The 20,032-nt window shown below is 55.2% G+C and carries 19 protein-coding genes and 1 tRNA gene; 12 read left to right on the top strand and 8 right to left on the bottom strand.

The genetic code is table 11. From position 1 onward, the window contains the following. Positions 1 to 226 precede the first annotated feature (226 nt). Both DW56_RS16015 and DW56_RS16010 read left to right on the top strand, forming a co-directional pair. Positions 227 to 799 (top strand): TetR/AcrR family transcriptional regulator, encoded by a 573-nt coding sequence (locus tag DW56_RS16015; protein ID WP_024552721.1) that lies wholly within the window; start codon positions 227 to 229, stop codon positions 797 to 799. 219 nt (positions 800 to 1,018) lie between these two features. Further along, positions 1,019 to 1,375: a hypothetical protein gene (locus tag DW56_RS16010; RefSeq protein ID WP_024552722.1), complete on the top strand. Its 357-nt coding sequence runs from the start codon at positions 1,019 to 1,021 to the stop codon at positions 1,373 to 1,375. Between the two features lie 143 nt (positions 1,376 to 1,518). Here DW56_RS16010 and DW56_RS16005 read toward each other — a convergent pair whose 3' ends face one another. Continuing rightward, on the bottom strand, positions 1,519 to 2,112 hold the full coding sequence (locus DW56_RS16005; RefSeq protein WP_024552723.1) for a TetR family transcriptional regulator: 594 nt from the start codon (positions 2,110 to 2,112) through the stop codon (positions 1,519 to 1,521). Between the two features lie 119 nt (positions 2,113 to 2,231). On the opposite strand from DW56_RS16005, the gene DW56_RS16000 reads away from it, so the two are divergent. After that, positions 2,232 to 3,719 (top strand): MFS transporter, encoded by a 1,488-nt coding sequence (locus tag DW56_RS16000; protein WP_024552724.1) that lies wholly within the window; start codon positions 2,232 to 2,234, stop codon positions 3,717 to 3,719. A 59-nt stretch (positions 3,720 to 3,778) separates the two neighbouring features. Here DW56_RS16000 and DW56_RS15995 read toward each other — a convergent pair whose 3' ends face one another. Further along, the gene (locus tag DW56_RS15995) at positions 3,779 to 4,015 is read right to left on the bottom strand and encodes a DUF2171 domain-containing protein (protein WP_024552725.1); all 237 of its coding nucleotides are present in this window, start codon (positions 4,013 to 4,015) and stop codon (positions 3,779 to 3,781) included. 265 nt (positions 4,016 to 4,280) lie between these two features. Here DW56_RS15995 and DW56_RS15990 point away from each other — a divergent pair, with 265 nt between their 5' ends. Further along, positions 4,281 to 5,348 carry an AI-2E family transporter gene (locus DW56_RS15990; protein ID WP_024552726.1) on the top strand — a complete coding sequence of 356 codons (1,068 nt, stop codon included), beginning with the start codon at positions 4,281 to 4,283 and terminating at the stop codon, positions 5,346 to 5,348. 29 nt (positions 5,349 to 5,377) lie between these two features. Here the strand turns inward: DW56_RS15990 and DW56_RS15985 are convergent. Then, positions 5,378 to 5,454: transfer RNA gene (locus DW56_RS15985), tRNA-Arg, on the bottom strand. Positions 5,455 to 5,665: 211 nt separating this feature from the next. Here DW56_RS15985 and folD point away from each other — a divergent pair. Together folD and ybcJ are read left to right on the top strand one after the other, a co-directional pair. Then, a complete protein-coding gene (folD, locus tag DW56_RS15980; RefSeq protein ID WP_024552727.1) occupies positions 5,666 to 6,532 on the top strand; it encodes a bifunctional methylenetetrahydrofolate dehydrogenase/methenyltetrahydrofolate cyclohydrolase FolD in 867 nt (288 codons plus the stop codon). A 1-nt stretch (position 6,533) separates the two neighbouring features. Next, positions 6,534 to 6,746, top strand: coding sequence for a ribosome-associated protein YbcJ (ybcJ, locus tag DW56_RS15975; RefSeq protein ID WP_024552728.1), 213 nt, complete (start codon positions 6,534 to 6,536; stop codon positions 6,744 to 6,746). Between the two features lie 79 nt (positions 6,747 to 6,825). Here ybcJ and budC read toward each other — a convergent pair whose 3' ends face one another. From budC to DW56_RS15960, 3 genes are all read right to left on the bottom strand, one after another. Beyond that, on the bottom strand, positions 6,826 to 7,590 hold the full coding sequence (gene budC / locus DW56_RS15970; protein WP_024552729.1) for a meso-2,3-butanediol dehydrogenase: 765 nt from the start codon (positions 7,588 to 7,590) through the stop codon (positions 6,826 to 6,828). A 222-nt stretch (positions 7,591 to 7,812) separates the two neighbouring features. Next, on the bottom strand, positions 7,813 to 10,278 hold the full coding sequence (locus DW56_RS15965) for an FKBP-type peptidyl-prolyl cis-trans isomerase (RefSeq protein WP_152525472.1): 2,466 nt from the start codon (positions 10,276 to 10,278) through the stop codon (positions 7,813 to 7,815). Between the two features lie 243 nt (positions 10,279 to 10,521). Next, entirely contained in the window at positions 10,522 to 10,968 is a 447-nt protein-coding gene (locus DW56_RS15960) for a hypothetical protein (protein ID WP_139152828.1), read from the bottom strand. Between the two features lie 530 nt (positions 10,969 to 11,498). On the opposite strand from DW56_RS15960, the gene DW56_RS15955 reads away from it, so the two are divergent. Further along, positions 11,499 to 12,998: a PTS transporter subunit EIIC gene (locus tag DW56_RS15955; protein WP_024553933.1), complete on the top strand. Its 1,500-nt coding sequence runs from the start codon at positions 11,499 to 11,501 to the stop codon at positions 12,996 to 12,998. Positions 12,999 to 13,085: 87 nt separating this feature from the next. Then, a complete protein-coding gene (malI, locus tag DW56_RS15950; RefSeq protein ID WP_024553934.1) occupies positions 13,086 to 14,102 on the top strand; it encodes a Mal regulon transcriptional regulator MalI in 1,017 nt (338 codons plus the stop codon). 93 nt (positions 14,103 to 14,195) lie between these two features. Here malI and cysS read toward each other — a convergent pair whose 3' ends face one another. Further along, complete coding sequence (gene cysS, locus DW56_RS15945) at positions 14,196 to 15,581, bottom strand: cysteine--tRNA ligase (RefSeq protein ID WP_024553935.1); 1,386 nt, start codon at positions 15,579 to 15,581, stop codon at positions 14,196 to 14,198. A gap of 176 nt (positions 15,582 to 15,757) precedes the next feature. Between cysS and ppiB the strand changes: the two genes are divergently transcribed. The 4 genes from ppiB (at position 15,758) to purK (ending at position 18,682) form a co-directional block, all read left to right on the top strand. Beyond that, complete coding sequence (gene ppiB / locus DW56_RS15940) at positions 15,758 to 16,252, top strand: peptidylprolyl isomerase B (protein WP_024553936.1); 495 nt, start codon at positions 15,758 to 15,760, stop codon at positions 16,250 to 16,252. Between the two features lie 2 nt (positions 16,253 to 16,254). Next, positions 16,255 to 16,977, top strand: a complete 723-nt coding sequence (lpxH, locus tag DW56_RS15935) for a UDP-2,3-diacylglucosamine diphosphatase (RefSeq protein ID WP_024553937.1) — start codon at positions 16,255 to 16,257, stop codon at positions 16,975 to 16,977. Positions 16,978 to 17,108: 131 nt separating this feature from the next. Next, on the top strand, positions 17,109 to 17,618 hold the full coding sequence (gene purE, locus DW56_RS15930; RefSeq protein ID WP_024553938.1) for a 5-(carboxyamino)imidazole ribonucleotide mutase: 510 nt from the start codon (positions 17,109 to 17,111) through the stop codon (positions 17,616 to 17,618). Beyond that, positions 17,615 to 18,682: a 5-(carboxyamino)imidazole ribonucleotide synthase gene (gene purK / locus DW56_RS15925; protein ID WP_024553939.1), complete on the top strand. Its 1,068-nt coding sequence runs from the start codon at positions 17,615 to 17,617 to the stop codon at positions 18,680 to 18,682. Before purE ends, purK begins: the two co-directional genes overlap by 4 nt. Positions 18,683 to 18,877: 195 nt before the next feature. Here purK and DW56_RS15920 read toward each other — a convergent pair whose 3' ends face one another. Next, positions 18,878 to 20,023, bottom strand: coding sequence for a trans-sulfuration enzyme family protein (locus DW56_RS15920; protein ID WP_024553940.1), 1,146 nt, complete (start codon positions 20,021 to 20,023; stop codon positions 18,878 to 18,880). Positions 20,024 to 20,032: the final 9 nt, after the last annotated feature.

Genomic DNA, 20,032 nt, shown 5'->3' with positions numbered 1-20,032 from the left:
TCTGCGGATTTATTGTCGTGCCCGCCTGGAGCAGGCCGGGATATTCCCTTATTTAACAGGGGCATTGGTCCGAAAAGAGGCGTCTCGTCTTGATAATGAGTGAGTAAACACTCATTATAGAAAGCAAACCTGACCCGTCAAGACGTTTTTACAATGTGACGGGCCGCCTTGCGACAGGTCGAAGAGTCTGGTTCAATTCGCGTTTTCGAAAAAAGAGGTAGAAGCAGTGGCTCGTCCCCGTAGTGAAGATAAAAAGCTGGCGTTACTGGAAGCGGCAGCCGAAGCGATTGCCGAGGCGGGCATTAGCGCCTCCACTGCCCTTGTGGCGCGCAAGGCAGGCGTGGCCGAAGGCACGCTGTTTCGCTATTTCCCTACAAAAGACGATCTCTATAACGCGCTTTACCTGCACCTGAAGCACGGCTTCTGCCAGCCGCTTACCGCCAGGCTTGACCGCAGCGGGGAACCCAAAGCGATTACTCGCTATATCTGGACGACTTATATCGAGTGGGGTTTGCGCAATCCGCTGGCAAACCAGGCCATGCGCCAGCTTGCCGTTAGCGAAAAAATAACCGAAGCGACACGCCAGACAGTAAACGAGATGTATCCGGATCTGCGTAATCTGTGCGAGCAGTCTATCGCGCCCCTCTTTCTGGCGACGCCCTGGCGCGCTTTCGGCGACGCGCTCTTTTTCTCGCTGGCGCAAACGACGATAGATTTCGCCGCCCGCGAACCGGCGCGCGCCGAAGAGTTAATAAGCGTTGGTTTCGATGCGATGTGGCGCGCCCTGGGCGTTAATTAACCCAGGCTGACCGGTTTCTTCGGCCAGGCGACCTGCCCTGTGACATCATCTGTCATTGCACTCCTGTTTACTCTGCTTAACGCACTACCGTTTAAACATTCTTATATCTCGTTGCGTAAATAAGCGCGGAAATGTCGCGCATGTCACTGTAAACTCCCGCAAAGGAATAAGATTTATCTTAAACTGGTTAGGCAGGATTAACCTGACAGGAGAAATAAGATGGAACTGAGTAAGGAAGCCATCCGGCGGTTACTGGCGGCTGACATTGAAGTAAGCATTATGGGCGGCTGTTACCAGCGCGCCACAGTACGCGCGGTGTTCTATCACCATATTTTTGAATTAACAGTAGAAGTTACGCATCCGCTGCTGGTCTGGCAGTGCGGCAACCGCGACGGCGTGCATCTGGTAAAACGCGAAAAAAACGGTCGCAGCGTGGAGCTTGAGCTGGCCAAAGCATTGCAGGAAAAAGTGGCGCAAATGCGGCGCGCCGCGACCATGAGCGATGAGATGGCGCACAATCTTAGCGAGAAAAATCGCCAGCAGATAGAAGCGCTGGAACGCCAGTTGAAACGCTAAAGGCAAACTTAACCACGGGAAAGTCAGGCCGCAACGGTGGGTTAAAGGCGAAAGCCGCCCTTCCCCACCTCATCACGGCAACTATCCTGAGCCTGGCGTCATATCGGCCCGGCTTCAGAAACGGCCCGGCTTCGCCCAGCGGGCTAACCCTGGGTTTGGGTGGCAATAAACGGAAATTCTCTGGCGATCGCCTTTTCCAGATGCGCATCGAACGTTGCCGTCGTCATACCGCCTAGTTCAAAGATCAGTAAACCATCCAGGCCGCACACCAGCGCGATAAGCCGCCAGGCGATATTTTCCGCGCTGTCCGCCAGGGCCGCTGTTGATTCATGCTCACGGATAATACGCACCAGCTCTCCATGCCATATTTCCATCGACTGCGCATAAGCGGCTTTAAATGCCGGCTCCTTTTCCGCCAGCAGCGGCGCTTCACGCCACAGCCGCAGATAAGGATCGTAAGCTTCTTCCTGATAGCCAAGCATCGACAAAAGCCTGTCGCGCCAGCCTGCCGGTTGCGCTTCATCGGCAGTCTTGAGTTTTGTCTGGATAATACGCAAAAACGCCTGCGCCTTTAATTCCGTTGAGGAAGCAAAATGATGGTGCACCTGCCCTGCCGCTACACCCGCTTGCGCGGCAATTCGCCGTACCGTCATTGCGGCGAACCCTGCGCTCAGCGCCACTTCTGTAGCGGCCTGCAAAATGGTTTCTCTGCGTTCTTCCCGGTGTAAGTAACTCATGTTGTTTAGTAAACCTCGCCTTAACGAACTCCACTATAAGCTGGACAAGCGTCCAAATTCCACTACTATTGGCAAACTTTAAAGTTGGTCAAGTGTCCAGAATGGCCTTAAGGAGAGTTATGCTTCGTCAGTGGTTAACGCTGGCCATTATCGTGCTGGCTTATATTCCGGTCGCTATCGACGCAACCGTGCTGCATGTCGCCGCGCCGACGCTGAGCCTTTCGCTCAATACCAGCGGCAACGAACTGCTGTGGATAATCGATATTTATTCGCTGATGATGGCGGGCATGGTGTTGCCGATGGGCGCGCTTGGCGACCGCATCGGCTTTCGTCGCCTGCTGCTGTCTGGCAGCGCGCTTTTTGGTCTGGCTTCGCTGGCGGCGGCGTTTGCCCAGAGCGCGCTGTGGCTGATTATCGCCCGCGCGTTGCTGGCGGTAGGCGCAGCGATGATTGTGCCAGCGACGCTTGCCGGGATCCGCACGCTGTTCACCGATGCCCGGCAGCGCAATATCGCGCTGGGCGTCTGGGCGGCGGTGGGATCCGGCGGCGCCGCCTTCGGCCCGCTGGTGGGCGGCCTGCTGCTGGAGCACTTCTTCTGGGGCTCGGTTTTTCTCATCAACGTGCCGATTGTGCTGGGCGTTATCGCGCTGGCGCGGTGGCTGATGCCGCGCCAGCAAGGCCGCGCCGAACAGCCTGTCAACCTTACCCACGCCCTGATGCTTATTACCGCGCTGTTGCTGCTTATCTACAGCGCCAAAGCCGCGCTCAGGGGCGGCGTTTCGCCTGCGCTGGCGATGCTTCTGGCCATCGCAGGCGGCAGCCTTCTGGTTGCGTTCATTCACACCCAGCGCCGGGCAGCGAGACCGATGCTGGATATGTCGCTTTTCAGCCACCGCGTTATTCTGAGCGGCGTAATCATGGCGGTAACGGCAATGGTAGCGCTGGTGGGCTTTGAACTACTGATGGCGCAGGAGTTGCAGTTTGTTCATGCGTTCACCCCCTTCGCAGCCGGCCTGTTTATGCTGCCGGTTATGCTGGCGAGCGGTTTCAGCGGACCAGTGGCAGGGGTGCTGGTTTCCCGCCTGGGGTTGCGAACGGTGGCGGCAGGCGGCATGGGATTCAGCGCGCTGAGTTTTTTCGGCCTGTCGGTAACAGACTTTAGCACTCAGCACTGGCAGGCCTGGGGGTGGATGACGCTGTTGGGCTTTAGCGCCGCCAGCGCGCTGCTGGCTTCCACCTCTGCGATTATGGCCTCGGCGCCAAAAGAAAAAGCCGCAGCGGCAGGCGCTATCGAGACAATGGCTTACGAGCTGGGCGCCGGTCTTGGCGTGGCGATATTCGGCCTGCTGCTGAGCCGCAGCTTTTCGCAGGCTATTGTGCTGCCAACAGGATTAAGCGCCCGGGAAGCGGCAGGCGCGGCGTATTCTATTGGCGAGGCGGTTAAAGTCTCGCAACAGCTGGAGCCCACGCTCGCACAGGCCGTCATGGAGGCGGCGAAAACCGCTTTTACGTTCTCTCATAGTCTGGCGCTGAGCATAGCAGGCAGCGCCTTGCTGATTCTGGCGATGATAATGTGGTTTAGCTTCGCGGGAAGAAAGGGGAAATAAAGCAGGGAAATGATAAAGCAGACCGGGTTCAGGCCATGAGCCTGAACCCGCAGCAGACGTTAAGCCGCCTGCCAGGAAGAGGTCACCTCATCCTTATTTTTGTTGAGCAGAACTTTGTTGTTCTCAACTTTATCTACCCAGCTTAGCGGGATGTAATGGTGCATGCCCCCGGATTTCGGGTCGCTTTTCGCCAGTTTGATTTTATCTTCGCCTTCAAGGTGGTCGACAGTACCAACATGGCTGCCACAGCTGGCGATAACTTCTGCGTGTTCGCGGATTTCGTTTTTATTTACCATATGTCCTCCTGTCTATAAGGTAACAGTCAGTATAGACAACCTGATAAAAACGAAACTCATTATTAATATTCTGTAATATTTCACGATTTCTTTAAGATTATTCTATTGCCGTTTAGTCGATGCAGGGCAAGCTTAGCGGCGTTATCGCGAAGGGATAAAACCACGCCGGAAGCAGACTTACCCCTTTCTGCCATAATAAACAGGGCGCTACGGACAATGCCGTTTTGCCAGAGAGCATTTTTAAAATTACCTCAAAGGAATACTCATGCTGCCAAGAGGCTTTTCTAAGTTTTTCTTTATTCTCATTCTTGCTGTGGTCACGCTGGCCTTCCTGACGATATTACGGCCTTACGCCTCGGCCGTGCTCTGGGCGGCAATCCTTGCGGTTATCTTTTATAAAACCAAAGAGTGGATCCGTCGGCGGGCGACCGGCAACAGAAATGGCCTCGCGTCGTTGCTGACCCTGCTGCTTATCTGCCTTATCGTCTTTACGCCGCTGGCGGTTATTCTCTCTTCTCTGGTGAATGAATTTAATGTGGTCTATCGCAATCTCCAGGAGGACAACACCTCTATGTCGGTTGTGTTTGCCGATGTCATTCGCCACCTTCCTTCCTGGGGCCAGCAGTTGCTTGCAGACTATGACCTGGATGACGTAGGCGAAATACAGCGAAAACTCTCTGCCGCCGTTATGCAGGGCAGCCAGTTCCTCGCCGGCAGTGCGTTGGCTATCAGTAAAAACACCTTCAGCCTGGCGGTAGGCTTCGGGGTTATGCTCTACCTGCTCTTTTTCTTACTGAAAGATGGCTCGCATCTGGTGGCGTTAATTATGCGCGCCATCCCGCTGGAAAACCGGGTCAAGTATCGGCTGATTGCCCGCTTCGCCGCCGTGGCGCGCGCCACGGTGAAAGGCACGGTGGTGGTAGCCGTGATTCAGGGCTTTCTTGGCGGCGTGGCGTTCTGGTTTTTGGGGATTCAGGGTAGCCTGTTATGGGGAGCGCTGATGGCCTTTTTCTCGCTGGTGCCGGCCGTTGGCACCGCTTTAGTCTGGGTTCCCGCCGCCATTTATCTGTTCGCGGTAGGCGCGCTCTGGAAGGCGATAGCGCTTGTGGTTTGGTTCGTGGTGGTGGTCGGGCTGGTGGATAATATTCTGCGCCCCATACTGGTAGGAAAAGATATTAAGATGCCGGATTATCTGATACTTATCGCCACGCTTGGCGGCCTGACGGTGTATGGTATCAACGGCTTCGTAACAGGACCGCTGATTGCCGCACTGTTCGTTACCTGCTGGCAATACCTGGCCGAGCCGGACCGGGAAGATAAAGTGGGGCATTAAAAGCAACACGAGATGGCACAGAAACAGAATGGCGCGCCCTGCAGGACTCGAACCTGCGACCCACGGCTTAGAAGGCCGTTGCTCTATCCAGCTGAGCTAAGGGCGCATCGGGAAGATGCTGCCACAACGCCAAGGGAGCCTTTAACGCTGTGAAACGCGTGGAATTATACGGTGAGCGCCTTGTGAGTCAATGGCTTTCCGACTGCCCGCTTGCCTTTTAAGCATAAAGGCGCTTTCGGGACTGACAGCGCCGCCCGCTTCTGACAAAATATCAACATCCCCTCTCCTTTATCATTACAGATGGAATCCTCTCTCTGATGGCAGCAAAGATTATTGACGGTAAAACGATTGCGCAGCAGGTGCGACAAGAAGTTGCGGAAAAAGTGCAGGCGCGTCTGGCGGCTGGAAAACGGGCGCCGGGTCTTGCGGTTGTGCTGGTTGGCGCTAACCCCGCTTCGCAGATTTATGTCGCCAGCAAGCGCAAAGCGTGCGAAGAGGTGGGCTTTCTTTCCCGCTCGTACGATCTGCCTGAAACCACGACCGAAGCGGAACTTCTCGCGCTTATCGACGAGCTGAACGCCGACGCCGCTATTGACGGCATTCTTGTACAGCTGCCGCTGCCGGCGGGCATCGATAACGTAAAAGTGCTGGAGCGTATCGCGCCGGATAAAGACGTGGATGGTTTTCATCCTTACAACGTAGGCCGCCTGTGCCAGCGTGCGCCGCGTCTGCGTCCCTGCACCCCGCGTGGCATCGTTACGCTGCTGGAGCGCTACAATATCGATACCTACGGCCTGAATGCGGTGGTTATCGGCGCCTCTAACATTGTCGGTCGCCCCATGAGCATGGAATTGCTGCTTGCGGGCTGTACCACCACGGTGACTCACCGTTTTACTAAAAACCTGCGCCATCATGTAGAAAACGCGGATCTGTTGATCGTTGCGGTCGGCAAACCGGGCTTTATTCCTGGTGAGTGGATTAAGGAAGGGGCGATAGTGATTGATGTTGGCATTAACCGCCTCGAAAACGGCAAAGTTGTGGGCGATGTCGTGTTTGACGACGCCGCCGCGCGCGCTGCTTATATCACCCCTGTGCCAGGCGGCGTGGGTCCAATGACCGTCGCCACGCTTATCCAGAACACGCTTCAGGCGTGCGAGGAATATCATGACGCGGAGGGCGCGTAAAATGGCGACATTTTCTCTTGGAAAACACCCGCATGTTGAGCTGTGCGACCTGCTGAAGCTGGAAGGCTGGACCGAGAGCGGCGCGCAGGCGAAAATCGTCATCAGCGAAGGGCTCGTGAAGGTAGACGGCGCGGTGGAAACCCGCAAGCGCTGCAAAATCGTTGCTGGTCAGACTGTCACTTTTGAAGGGCAAAGCATCACCGTTACCGCCTGATGTTGTCTGAACGTAAAAACCCGCCATCAGGCGGGTTTTTTATTGGGCGGACCACGGACTTCTAAGCCGTTGCTCTGCCTTACGCTTGCGGCGGCTGGCCGTTAGAGGCCGTAATACCGCCATCTACCGGCAGATTCACCCCGGTGATATACCGCGCGTCATTGCTGGCGATAAACGCAATGGCGTCGGCGATATCTTCCGGCTCGCCGGCGCGTTTCAACGGAATACGCTCATAGAATTTTTGCAGCAGCGGTTCATTCTGCTTCATCTCTTCGGTCAGGTCGGTAAAAGTGAAACCCGGGCATATCGCGTTAACGCGCACGCCGTCCGCGCCGTAGTCCATCGCCAGCGCGCGAGTAAAGTTGGTGATAGCGCCCTTCGCGGCGTTATAAACACTCATGCCCCAGTCGCCGCCAAGGCCGGAAACAGAAGAGATGTTGACCACGTTGCCTTTGGTTTTAAGCAACTCAGGCATGAAATAATGCGTGCAATAGAAGACGCCGTTGAGGTCCGTGCCCATCAACGTTTCCCAGTCGTCCAGTTTAATTTCATGGATGCGGCCCTGAACGATAACGCCTGCGTTATTCACCAGCACATCGACACGGCCATATTCATCCGCCACGCGCTGCGCTAAATTTTGCACCTCTTGCGCATTCGAAACGTCGCAAGGCACGACAAGATGTTTGCCCTGCGCCAGCGTAGCCGCCACCTTCTCCAGTTTTTCCGGCGTACGGCCCACCAGCACGACGCTTGCGCCTTCGCTGGCGAAACGCTTCGCCGCCCCGGCGCCAATACCAGAACCTGCGCCGGTGATCACCACAACTTTCTGCTGAAAACGAGCCATAAAACCTCCTTTTTGTGCTGGGTTTATTAACTTATCTCTGTTAATAAGACTGGCAGCCCGTGAGCGCATCGCAAGCTAACTCACGTCATTTGGTCTTAACCGGCTGTTTTTAAATAACATTAAAAAGTTTAAAAATGTGATCGAGCGCATTTAATGAAGCGTCAGGCGGGTACCCGGATATAAACAGGCGAAGTAAAAAACCCGGCTAACGCCGGGTTTTTGTTATTTATTTGCGCTAGCGGGCTGGCCGCCCGTTGGCGCGACATCAACGATTTTAATATCGTAGACCATCGTTGAGTCAGGCGGGATCTCCGGCATTCTTCCTGCTTCGCCATAAGCCAGTTCAGGCGGCACAACGATACGGATTTCACCATGGTTATTCAGCACTGACAACGCCGATTTAAACAGCGGCGGATAACTGTTAAGCGGTAACGCCAGCACCGTACCCTTTTGCGTCATATCATTGATGATTTTGCCGTTTGACAGGCTTTCGCGGATAACGACCCCTACCGTGTCGCTGTTTTTGATCTTCCCGCTTCCCTTCTTAGCGATCAGATAGTAGTAGCCCATAGACGCTTTTTTCACGCCCGGCTGTTTACTGAAGCCAGTCATATACTGTCTGCCTTCATTGTTGGCGATTTTTTTGACTTTCTCTTCCTGGGCGCCGGAGTTTTTATCAAGCTCCTGTAAGACTTTGATCAGTTGCTCATACGACAGCTTCAACTCGCCGTTGATCATGTCCGTTGCGCCGTTCAATACCTGTTGACGAGCAATATGGTAACCGTACCCCTCTTTGCTCTTCATCATGCCTATCATCTCCTGAGCCCAAAACGCGCCCAGTGCATAGTCGCGGATCTCATCTGTGCTTTTCGGTTTCGCGGCGGTAGCGGGTTTCGCTTTATCAAGCGAGGCCAGTTGCTTATTTTTTTCCTCAAGCTGTTTGCTGGCTTCCTGCCATTTTTTCTCAAATTCGCTCGATTTTTTCTGGCTGGCGACCAGATTCTGCTCAGCCATCGCTAAAGCTGCGGTATTACCACTCTGTGAGGCAGTGAGTTCCGCCACTTGTTTTGCCAGCGCTGCCGCTTTTTTCTGCTCTTCTTGCACCTGTTGCGCCATTTTTTCGCTTGATTGCGTGCTGTCAGCCTGTGCTGTGGTTAAAACAGCAATCTCTTTTTCCAGCGCCAGCGTTTTTTTCTGGCTTTCAAGCAGTCGTGCTTGCAGCTTGCCGCTCTCCTGCGCTTTTTCGCCTTGCGCGCTGCTGAGGGTGGCGATCTGCGCTTTCATCGCCTGCGCCTCTTGCTGGCTGGCGGTGAGCTGCTGGCGAAGCTGCGCGCTTTCATCGGCTTTCGCTTTCTGAGTCTCTGTCAGCGAGGCAAGCTGGCTTTGCAGCGCCTGCGCCTTTTTCTGGCTCTCAAGCAGCTGCGCTTGCAGCTTGCCGCTCTCCTGCGTTTTGGCATCCTGCGCGCTCGAAAGCGTGGCGATCTGCGCTTTCAACTGCGCCGCCTCTTGCTGGCTGGCGGTGAGCTGCTGGCGAAGCTGGGCGCTCTCATCGCCTTTCGCTTTCTGCGCATCTGTCAGCGAGGCAAGCTGGCTTTGCAGCGCCTGCGCCTTTTTCTGGCTTTCAAGCAACTGCGCTTGCAGCTTGCCGCTCTCCTGCGCCTTTTCGCCTTGCGCGCTGCTGAGGGTGGCGATTTGCGCTTTCATCGCCTGCGCCTCTTTCTGGCTGGCGGTGAGCTGCTGGCGAAGCTGCGCGCTTTCATCGCCTTTCGCTTTCTGAGCATCTGTCAGCGAGGCGAGCTGGCTTTGCAGCGCCTGCGCCTTTTTCTGGCTTTCAAGCAACTGCGCTTGCAGCTTGCCGCCCTCCTGCGTTTTGGCATCCTGCGCGCTCGAAAGTGTGGCGATCTGCACTTTCAACTGCGCCGCCTCTTGCTGGCTGGTGTTAAGCTGCTGCTGAAGCTGCGCCATTACCTTCCCGCTACCGTTTTTCGCCGAAGCGAGTTCTGCCAGTTGTTTTTCCAGCGTTTCGGTTTTCGTTTCATTTTGTGAGAGCTGATTTAATATCTGCTGTTCTTTTGCGGCTTGCGCCTGCTTCTGCTGCGCCATTTGCGCTTCAAGCGATTGGTTTTTCTTCTGGCTCTCTTCAAGCGATTTTTTGATAAGCGCGATTTGCGCTGCTTTTTCACCCTGGCCGGAAACCGTGGCGGCAAGCTCTGCTTTAAGGCTCTGCAACGCTTTTTGGTTAGCGGCAAGCGCTTCACGGGTCTTATCCAGCGCCTCTGCTCTTGCATTACGCGAGACCCGCAGCTCAGCTATCTGCCTTTGCAGTTCAGCGCCATTTTTTTGACTTTCAGCTAATTTTTGCTGCACTTGCGCCAGCGCTTGCGCCAGCGCTTGCGCGTTTACGGCACGCGAACCCGTGAGTTCAACGATTTGTTGTTTAAGCGTTCGGTTTTGCTGTTGGGCCTCTTGTAAATCTTGCTGCAAGCGTGTTGCGCTTTGCGACGCGTTCCCCTGCCCGCGTGACAAATCACTAAGCTGCTTTTGCAGGGCGCTAACCTGCTGCTGGCTTTGCAGAGCGGCCTCTTGCAGATCCGCTTTTTCTGTCTGCCAGGTGTTTTTAGCACTGGCGAGTTCAGCGCGAAGCTTGTTGATTACCGCTTGCTGGTCGGCATAGGCAGTTGCCTTCACGGGCTGCGCAGTTTTTTTAGCTGGCTGTTTTTTGGCGGGTTTATCAGAAGAACCCTTTTCAGGTTCAGGTAACGGTACAGGTTTGGCCAGCAATAAATCGGGGATCCCGCTGGATTGCGCGGTAATGGCATCCAGCGACTTAAGCGTTTTCTCTGTATTGCTGGCCAGTACATGAGGGGCAACTGCTGCGTTAATGGCTACCGGTAATGCAAAAAAAAAAAATGGGCTTTAAATTAAAGCGTTTCATTTAATACTTTCCCCACGGCTGATTAATCCCTGCTGGATAGCCTGCTCAATGTCGTTACATATTTTTTGCGTTTTATATTTGTATAACGCATCAAGGGTGTCCCGGGTTTGCTCGTTAATATCGCTACGCACCGCGCTATAAGACGTGGCGGTCTGTAAAAGCGTTTCAAAAGCTTGTTTCTTTACGGCATACACAGAAGGGTTAATTTTAGAAAGCGCGGCGAGCTCGCGCTGGCATATCGTTGCCGAACCTTCTGAAGCCTGGCTTTCCTCGGCTTGCGGCGTGGTCATCTGCGGCGTTGGCAGCGGGGCGGACTGCGCCGTTTGCGCTGGCGTTTCAGCCTCCTGCGCAGCCTGTTCGGGTGGTAATGATTTATTATTCTGGCAACCGCTTATTAATAACGCGCCTGTTACAGCAAGAAGATTGATAAATTTTATCGGCATATATTTGCCGGTTTTATAAATAGCGCCCAAGATATTACCCCACTAAATTATATAGGCCATCGAAGCGAGAGCAGCGTTATCGCCGAGGCAAGACAGATAAAATCGATTATCCCTCATACATTAATCTAAAGACAATCCTGGAATGATATAAAATCCTGTAGAATATTCACGTTAATTATTTTTAATGAATCATTAATTAACAATAAAGATAAATACCTAAACGTTTTCTTATTATTAATCTGTCACACGCTATATTCAGCGCATTATTTCATTTAATTTTCAGAAAATATAAACCTCTGCGCAGCGTGCGTATGAGATGGTCATGGTTGCCTCTTTCAGCATGTCCACCCCTTCCTGACGCCATTTTCTGATCAATCTCAAAAAATCAGAATTTCTTCTGACAGAACGTTAAATTTCTGTTGCGCGTTGTAAGCCCACTGTAACAGCATAAGTAGAACGTTCTAGTAAAACGTTCTACTTAGATAAAACAGGGTTAAAACCCGTATAAATGGTCTGTCGGGGGAATCAGCATGAGTCTGATGTCAGGGTTGGTTAAATCGCTTTCAAAGCTCTCAATGATTGGCCGCGCGTTAATGCTGCCGATTTCACTGTTGCCAGCGGCCGGTCTGCTGCTGGCATTCGGCGACAAGTTTCATTTGCCGCTGATGATGAACGCGGGCGGGGTTATTTTTGATAACCTGCCGGTGCTGTTCGCCATAGGCTCGGCAGTGGGGCTTGCGGCGGAATCGGGCATCGCCGCGCTTTCAGCGGCGGTCTCTGTGTTAATTGTTAACGTTACTATCGGCACTATGCTTGGCATTACGCCGGAAATGGCGGCGAACGGCGGTAAATATGCCATGGTGATTGGTATTCCGACGTTACAAATGGGCGTGTTCGGCGGCCTTATCTGCGGCATTCTTGCGGCCTGGTGCTATAACCGTTTCCACACGCTGCAACTGCCGGAATTTCTGGGGTTCTTCTCCGGAAAACGCTTCGTCGCTATTGTTACCGCCCTGCTCTCTTTCCTGCTCGGGCTGGTGCTGCCCTATATCTGGCAGCATATTCAGGCGGGTATCGATGCGCTTTCTGTGGTAGTGAATGGCGATAACCAGGCGGCTTCAACCTTTATTTTCGGCCTTGTGGAACGTGCGCTTATCCCGCTTGGGCTGCACCATATCTGGTACCCTTCTTTCTGGTACTCCTTTGGCGACTACACCACCCAGTCGGGACAGTTGATTCATGGCGACCAGACCATCTGGTTTAAGATGCTGGAAGAAGGCGTAAAAAGCTTCAGCAGCGACAGCTACCAGAACGCCGGCAAATTCCTGCAAGGCGAGTATCCGCTGATGCTGTTCGCGCTGCCGGCAGCCTGTCTTGCGATGTATCACGAAGCGAATACCAAAAATAAAAAGATCGCCTCCGGCATTCTCTTTTCCGCCGCGTTAACCTGTTTCCTGACAGGTATTACGGAGCCGGTTGAATTTACCTTTATTTTTGTCGCGCCGGTGCTGTATGTCTTTAACGCCATCATGGCCGGGCTTTCTTACATGTGCATGTATCTGCTGCACGCGCATATCGTGAAATCTTTCTCCGCCGGGCTTATCGATTACATCTCGTTCGGTATTCTGCCTTCGTTTAACGGTTTTGAGACTAACTATCTGAACGCGGTCATCGTCGGCATCCCGATGGCGATTATTTACTACTTCACTTTCCGCTTTGTTATCCGTCGTTTCGACGTAAAAACGCCGGGCCGGGCGGATATAGCGGCAAATGCGGACGATAAAACCGATGCTGAACTGGCGAACGATATCATCGGCCTGCTGGGTGGCGCTGACAATATCGCAAGCGTGGGTTCCTGCATTACTCGCCTGCGCCTTGAAGTGGCGAAGCCGGAACGGGTGGATCGCGATGGTCTGAATAACGTCGGCGCGCGAGGCGTGGTCTTTGTCGGCGACAGCGGCATTCAGGTTATTTTCGGCGCCCGGGCGCAGTTTATCGCCCAGACGATGTCAGGCATGATTGGCCGGTAAGGCTTAACGCTTAACCTTTAAGCCTCCCGTATCGCTACGGGGGGCTTTGTGGTATCTAACGGAATAAACAGGCGAAGAAGGGATCCGATGAAGAAAGTCAGCATTATCGACGTGGCGAAACGGGCGGAGGTTTCTGTCTCTACCGTCTCACTGGTGCTGCGCCAGAAGGGGAAGATTTCGCAAGCGACCATCGCCCGCGTACAGGCCGCCATAGAGGCGCTGGGCTACGTGCATAACGTAGCGGCGGCAAACCTGCGCGCGAATACTTCGAATCTGATAGGCCTGGTGGTGCACGACTTTAATGATGCTTTTTCAACGCGCGTAACGGCAAGCGTGGTGCAGGCGCTGGAAGCGCAGGGATTTATGGTTTTTCTCACCCAGCCTTCTGACGATCCGGCTCGTCTGGAGCAGTGTCTGCTCTCTTTTACCCGCCAGGGGGTTGCGGGGGTGATTTATCTGGCGGCCGACGCCACACGCGATACGCTGCCCGCTATCATTGAAAATTGCACGCTGCCGCTGGTAGCGGTTTCTCAGTCGCCGTTGCAAAGCGCGCGCGATGTTGTCATGCGCGACAACCGTCAGGCAGGCAGCCTCGCCACTCGCTACCTGATTGAGCGCGGCCACCGTAATATTGCTTATATCGGCGGCAGCAAAACGTGCCTGGTTCGCCAGCAACGGCTGCTGGGTTATCAGGCAGCGCTGAAGCAGTACGGTATGCCGTGGCGAGAAGAGTTTACCCCGGCCTGCGCCGATGAAACCCATGCTGCCAGCCTCGCGACAAGAGCGCTGCTGGAAGCCAATAACAAAATTACCGCCCTGCTCTGCCATTCGCCGCACGCCATCATCGGCTGTATTGACGCTATTCAGCAGGTGGGCCGTACGGTCGGCAAAGATGTCTTCCTGACGCAGCAAGTCTCGCTGGCGGGCTTTGAAGACATGATGCACATTAATCTCACCTCGCCCTCTTTTACGTATGTCTCCTCCGCCAGCGAAGAGACCGGGCGCCAGGCCGCTTCGCTGATTATTCGCAAAATCCAGGCGCCTGATCTGGCGGCGCAGCGCATCACCCTTTCCGGCCAGCTGGTGGCGCGCGGCTCGGCCTGATTGACCACGCTGACTGCTATAAAGGGGCTTTGCGAAGACGAACGTTCGAACGCTGTATCAACGGCAAAAAAAAGCGGCTTTCGCCGCTTTTTCTTATTTCCGTCGCCAGGTGGTGCCTTGCGGGCCATCTTCCAGCACGATCCCCATTTCATTTAAGCGGTCGCGCGCCGCATCGGCTGCCGCCCAGTCTTTCGACTTACGCGCTTCAAGGCGTTTTTGGATAAGCGATTCAATCTCCGCAACCTCGCCGTCATCGGCCTGCGCGCCGCTTTGCAGGAACTGTTCCGGATCCTGCTCCAGCAGGCCCAGCACGGCGGAAAGCTTGCGCAGATGCGCCGCAAGATGATTCGCGCCAGCCTTATCTTCCGTTTTCAGCCGGTTCACTTCACGCGCCATATCAAACAGCACAGAGTAGGCTTCGGGGGTATTGAAGTCGTCGTCCATCGCTTCAACAAAACGCGCTTCAAACGCTTCGCCGCCTGCCGCTTCCACGCTGCTGTCGGTGCCGCGCAGCGCGGTATAAAGACGTTCAAGCGAGGCGCGAGCCTGCTTTAAGTTCTCTTCGCTGTAGTTCAGCTGGCTGCGGTAATGACCGGACATCAGGAAATAGCGGATGGTCTCGGCGTCGTAATATTTCAGCACGTCGCGCACGGTGAAGAAATTGCCAAGGGATTTAGACATCTTCTCGCGATCCACCATCACCATGCCGGAGTGCATCCAGTAGTTCACATACTCGCCATCATGGGCGCAGGTGGACTGGGCAATCTCGTTTTCGTGGTGCGGGAACATCAGGTCCGAGCCGCCGCCATGAATATCGAAATGGCTGCCAAGCTGTTTGCAGTTCATGGCGGAACATTCAATATGCCAGCCCGGACGTCCTTCGCCCCACGGCGACGGCCAGCTTGGCTCGCCGGGTTTCGACATCTTCCACAGCACGAAATCCATCGGGTTGCGCTTCACATCCGCCACTTCGACGCGCGCGCCCGCCTGAAGCTGCTCCAGATCCTGACGGGAAAGCGCGCCGTAGTTGGGATCGGTCGGCACCGAGAACATCACGTCGCCGTTGTCTGCGACATAAGCGTGATCGCGGGCGATCAATTGCTCTACCAGGTCGATGATTTCATGAATATGCTGGGTGGCGCGCGGCTCGCTGTCCGGGCGCAGAATATTCAGCGCATCAAAATCTTTGTGCATCTCGGCGACCATACGGTCCACCAGCGCCACAAAGTTTTCGCCATTTTCATTCGCTCGTTTGATGATTTTATCGTCGATATCCGTAATGTTACGCACATACTTCAGCTTATAGCCGAGGAAGCGCAGGTAGCGCGCCACCACGTCGAAGGCGACAAAAGTACGGCCGTGGCCGATATGACAGAGATCGTAAACGGTGATGCCACACACATACATGCCGACTTCTCCGGCATGGATAGGTTTGAATTCCTCTTTTTGACGACTCATTGTGTTGAAGATTTTTAGCATCAGGAGATTCCGTATCAGTGTGTGGTAAAAACGAAAAGCGCTATGTTACCTCATAATTCAAACCGGAAGGAGCACACTTTGCAAGGTGATCGCCACCTGCAAGTTATGCTATAACAACAGCCTGACGTCGCCTGCGCAGCAGGCTTCAGCACTACTACACAGAACAGGATGCAAGCATGGTTACTTTTCACACCAATCACGGCGATATCGTAATCAAAACTTTTGATGACAAAGCGCCGGAAACTGTTAAGAACTTCCTGGACTACTGCCGCGAAGGTTTTTACGACAACACCATTTTCCACCGTGTTATCAACGGCTTTATGATCCAGGGCGGCGGTTTTGAGCCTGGCATGAAGCAGAAAGCGACCAAAGACGCTATCAAAAACGAAGCGAACAACGGCCTGAAAAACACCCGTGGCACGCTGGCAATGGCCCGTACCCAGGCGCCGCACTCCGCTACCGCGCAGTTCTTCATCAACGTTGTGGACAACGACTTCCTGAACTTCAGCGGCGAAAGCATGCAGGGTTGGGGTTACTGCGTGTTCGCCGAAGTGGTGGAAGGCATGGACGTGGTGGATAAAATCAAAGGCGTTTCTACCGGCCGCAGCGGCATGCATCAGGATGTACCGAAAGAAGACGTGGTAATCGAGCGCGTGACCGTCAGCGAGTAATCGTGGCCACACTCTTTATTGCAGATCTTCATCTGTGCACAGAAGAACCGGCGATTACCGCCGGTTTTCTGCGTTTTCTGGCTGGCGAGGCGCGGCAAGCCGATGCGCTTTACATCCTTGGCGACCTCTTTGAAGCGTGGATCGGCGATGACGATCCAAACCCGCTGCATGGGCAAATCGCCATTGCCCTTCGCTCGCTGGTTGACAGCGGCGTCCCCTGTTACTTCATTCATGGCAACCGTGATTTTCTGCTCGGCAAAGGCTTTGCCCGTCAAAGCGGCATGACGCTTCTGCCAGAAGAGAAAGTGCTTGAGCTTTACGGCCAACGCGTGCTGATTATGCACGGCGACACGCTTTGCACCGACGATGTGGGCTATCAGGCTTTTCGCGCCAAAGTGCATCAGCCCTGGCTGCAAAAACTCTTTCTCGCCTTACCCCTTTACCTGCGTAAACGCATCGCTGCGAAAATGCGCGCCGGCAGCAAATCCTCTAACAGCGTTAAAGATATGGCGATTATGGATGTAAACGCGCAAACGGTTCTCCATACGCTTGAGCGCCATCGCGTACAGCATCTTATTCACGGCCATACCCACCGCCCTGCCGTTCATCAACTTAATGCGAATGGCGAGCCCGCGTTTCGCTACGTGTTAGGCGCCTGGCACACCGAAGGCTCAATGATTAAAGTCGCGCCTGAAGGCATCGAACTCATCGCTTTTCCGTTTTAATCTCCAGGGCTATTTTGCCGCTACGACAGCCGCGCAACCGTTTTCCTTGCCGCTAAACCGTGTTATTCTCGCACCCCTCGTAACGACGATTCGTTGTTTTGTCCGCACACCCCACAGGAGTTTTAAGACGTATGTCTTTAAGCAACCAACCGGCGCGTATCGCCATTGTCATGGGTTCGAAAAGTGACTGGGCCACCATGCAGTTTGCCGCTGAAATCCTTGACGCTCTCGATGTTCCTCACCATGTGGAAGTGGTTTCCGCCCACCGCACGCCGGACAAGCTGTTCAGCTTCGCTGAAACGGCGCAGGCGAACGGCTTTCAGGTGATCATCGCGGGCGCGGGCGGCGCGGCGCATTTGCCGGGCATGATTGCGGCGAAAACCCTGGTGCCGGTACTGGGCGTGCCGGTGCAAAGCGCGGCGCTGAGCGGCGTCGACAGCCTTTACTCCATCGTGCAAATGCCGCGCGGCATTCCGGTGGGCACACTGGCGATTGGCAAAGCGGGCGCGGCTAACGCCGCGTTGCTGGCTGCGCAGATCCTCGCGCAGCATGACGAGGCGCTGTTGAACCGGCTGAGCCTCTGGCGCCAGCAGCAAACGGACGAGGTGCTGGAAAACCCGGATCCGCGGGGTGCGGCATGAAGCAGGTTTGCGTTCTCGGCAACGGCCAGCTTGGCCGCATGCTGCGCCAGGCGGGCGAACCGCTGGGCATCCCGGTCTGGCCGGTGGGGCTGGACGACGAGCCGCAGGCGGTGCCTTTCGGACAAAGCGTCATTACCGCAGAGATTGAGCGCTGGCCGGAAACCGCGCTGACCCGCGAACTGGCGCGTCATCCGGCGTTTGTTAACCGCGACGTCTTCCCGATAATCGCCGACCGGCTGACGCAAAAACAGCTTTTTGACAAACTGAAGCTGGCCACCGCGCCCTGGCAGTTGCTGGCGGATAAAAGCGAATGGCCGGCCGTGTTCGACCGTCTCGGCGAACTGGCTATCGTCAAGCGCCGCGTCGGCGGCTACGATGGCCGTGGCCAGTGGCGCCTGCGTGCGGATGAAACGGCGGAACTGCCGCAGGAGTGCTACGGCGAATGCATCGTCGAACAGGGGATTAACTTCTCGGGCGAAGTGTCGCTGGTGGGCGCGCGCGCGCATGACGGCAGCACTGTTTTTTATCCGCTGACGCACAACCTTCATCAGGAAGGGATCCTGCGCACCAGCGTCGCTTTTCCGCAGGCGAATATGGAACAGCAGGCGCAGGCGGAAGCGATGCTTTCCGCCATCATGCACGCGCTGAACTACGTAGGCGTGATGGCGATGGAGTGCTTTGTTACGCCCGCCGGATTGCTGATTAACGAACTGGCGCCGCGCGTGCATAACAGCGGGCACTGGACACAAAATGGCGCGTCTATTAGTCAGTTCGAACTGCATCTGCGCGCCGTAGTGGATTTACCGCTGCCGCAGCCGGTGGTTAACAGCCCGTCGGTCATGGTGAATTTAATTGGCACCGACCTGAACTACGACTGGCTGAAGCTGCCGCTGGTTCACCTGCACTGGTATGACAAAGAAGTCCGCCCGGGGCGCAAAGTTGGTCACCTCAACCTGAACGACAGCGACACGGCGCGGCTTTGCGCCACGCTGGAAGCGCTGGTCCCGCTGCTGCCGCCGGAATATGCCAGCGGCATCGCCTGGGCGCAGATGAAACTGGGTTGACGAAAAAAGCGGGCCGCAAAGCCCGCTTTTTTTACTCTCGCGTCCCAGGGCGTCTTCCGTGGTCAAACAGATTCAGCCACGTAATCAGCCTGACAGCGTCTGCATACCTACGACTGTTGCTTTTCCCGCGTATACAAAAGTTTGCCCCGGCTTTAGCGCAGCGCCCTTGCTCTTACGCCGCGCTTGCCAGCGTGCTCAGGCTTCCAGCGCCTGGCGCAAATCCGCAATCAGATCGTCGGCGTCTTCAATGCCAACGGAAAGCCGGATCAACTGCGGCGTAATGCCGTTAGCGAGCCGCTGCGCCAGCGGAATAGAGGCGTGGGTCATGCTGAATGGCTGGCTCACCAGACTTTCCACGCCGCCTAAGCTCTCTGCCAGCGTAAAAAGACGAAGCTTTTTGATAACCTGCGCCGCGCGGCTTTCATCGCCCTTCACCACCACGGAAATCATACCGCCCGGCCCCTGCATCTGCCGACTGGCAAGCTGATGCTGCGGATGGGACTCAAGCCCCGGAAAAAAGAGCTTCTCCACCTGCGGCTGTTGTTCAAGCCAGCGGGCGATTTTTAACGCGTTAGCGCTGTGTTTTTCCATACGCAGCGCCAGCGTGCGAATACCGCGCAGCGTTAAAAAACTGCTGAACGGGTCGAGCACGCCGCCAACGGCGTTTTGCAGGTAAGCGAGCTGTTCACGAAGCGCTGCGTTATCGCCCACCACGGCCAGCCCCGCCACCACGTCGGAGTGGCCGTTGAGGTATTTGGTCGCCGAATGCACCACGATATCGAACCCTGTCTCCAGCGGTTTTTGCAGCGCAGGCGAAGCGAAAGTGTTGTCCGCCACGCTAATCACTCCATGTCGACGGGCGATAGCGGCTATCGCCGCGAGATCGGCAAGCTTCAACAGCGGATTGGTCGGCGTCTCCACCCAGATCATTTTCGTTTCAGGGCGGATCGCCGCTTCAAGCCCCGCCAGATCGTCCGGCTTTACCCAGGTGACAGATAACCCCGCCGTGCGCTTGCGCACGTTTTCCAGCAGCCGGTAAGTGCCGCCGTAAACGTCGTCAATCGCCACCAGGTGGCTCTCTTTATCCAGTAGTTCCAGCACGGTGGAAATAGCCGCAAGGCCCGAAGCAAAAGCATAACCCTGCGCCCCGCCTTCAAGCTCTGCAATGGCCCGCTCCAGCGCATGGCGGGTGGGATTGCCGCTGCGCGAATATTCATAGCCGGTATGTTCGCCCGGCGCCGGTTGCGCGTAGGTGGAGGTGGCATAGATTGGCGGCATGACGGCGCCGTACTGGTCGTCGTGCGCGCCGCTGTGCACGCTCAAAGTAGCAAACTTATCCATTTACTTTTC

It is taken from the genome of Franconibacter helveticus LMG 23732 (assembly GCF_000463115.2).
Taxonomy (GTDB): Bacteria; Pseudomonadota; Gammaproteobacteria; order Enterobacterales; family Enterobacteriaceae; genus Franconibacter; species Franconibacter helveticus.
The sequence above is the reverse complement of the archived record's forward strand: the minus strand, read 5'-3'. Positions and strand labels throughout refer to the sequence as shown.

Coding starts and splice junctions, on each gene's coding strand:
- purE (WP_024553938.1), top strand. CDS start 17,109: ATGTCTTTAAGCAACCAACCGGCGCGTATCGCCATTGTCATGGGTTCG.
- DW56_RS16005 (WP_024552723.1), bottom strand. CDS start 2,112: ATGAGTTACTTACACCGGGAAGAACGCAGAGAAACCATTTTGCAGGCC.
- DW56_RS15960 (WP_139152828.1), bottom strand. CDS start 10,968: ATGCCGATAAAATTTATCAATCTTCTTGCTGTAACAGGCGCGTTATTA.
- DW56_RS15920 (WP_024553940.1), bottom strand. CDS start 20,023: ATGGATAAGTTTGCTACTTTGAGCGTGCACAGCGGCGCGCACGACGAC.
- malI (WP_024553934.1), top strand. CDS start 13,086: ATGAAGAAAGTCAGCATTATCGACGTGGCGAAACGGGCGGAGGTTTCT.
- purK (WP_024553939.1), top strand. CDS start 17,615: ATGAAGCAGGTTTGCGTTCTCGGCAACGGCCAGCTTGGCCGCATGCTG.
- DW56_RS15955 (WP_024553933.1), top strand. CDS start 11,499: ATGAGTCTGATGTCAGGGTTGGTTAAATCGCTTTCAAAGCTCTCAATG.
- ppiB (WP_024553936.1), top strand. CDS start 15,758: ATGGTTACTTTTCACACCAATCACGGCGATATCGTAATCAAAACTTTT.
- ybcJ (WP_024552728.1), top strand. CDS start 6,534: ATGGCGACATTTTCTCTTGGAAAACACCCGCATGTTGAGCTGTGCGAC.
- cysS (WP_024553935.1), bottom strand. CDS start 15,581: ATGCTAAAAATCTTCAACACAATGAGTCGTCAAAAAGAGGAATTCAAA.
- DW56_RS15990 (WP_024552726.1), top strand. CDS start 4,281: ATGCTGCCAAGAGGCTTTTCTAAGTTTTTCTTTATTCTCATTCTTGCT.
- DW56_RS15995 (WP_024552725.1), bottom strand. CDS start 4,015: ATGGTAAATAAAAACGAAATCCGCGAACACGCAGAAGTTATCGCCAGC.
- budC (WP_024552729.1), bottom strand. CDS start 7,590: ATGGCTCGTTTTCAGCAGAAAGTTGTGGTGATCACCGGCGCAGGTTCT.
- folD (WP_024552727.1), top strand. CDS start 5,666: ATGGCAGCAAAGATTATTGACGGTAAAACGATTGCGCAGCAGGTGCGA.
- DW56_RS16010 (WP_024552722.1), top strand. CDS start 1,019: ATGGAACTGAGTAAGGAAGCCATCCGGCGGTTACTGGCGGCTGACATT.
- DW56_RS16000 (WP_024552724.1), top strand. CDS start 2,232: ATGCTTCGTCAGTGGTTAACGCTGGCCATTATCGTGCTGGCTTATATT.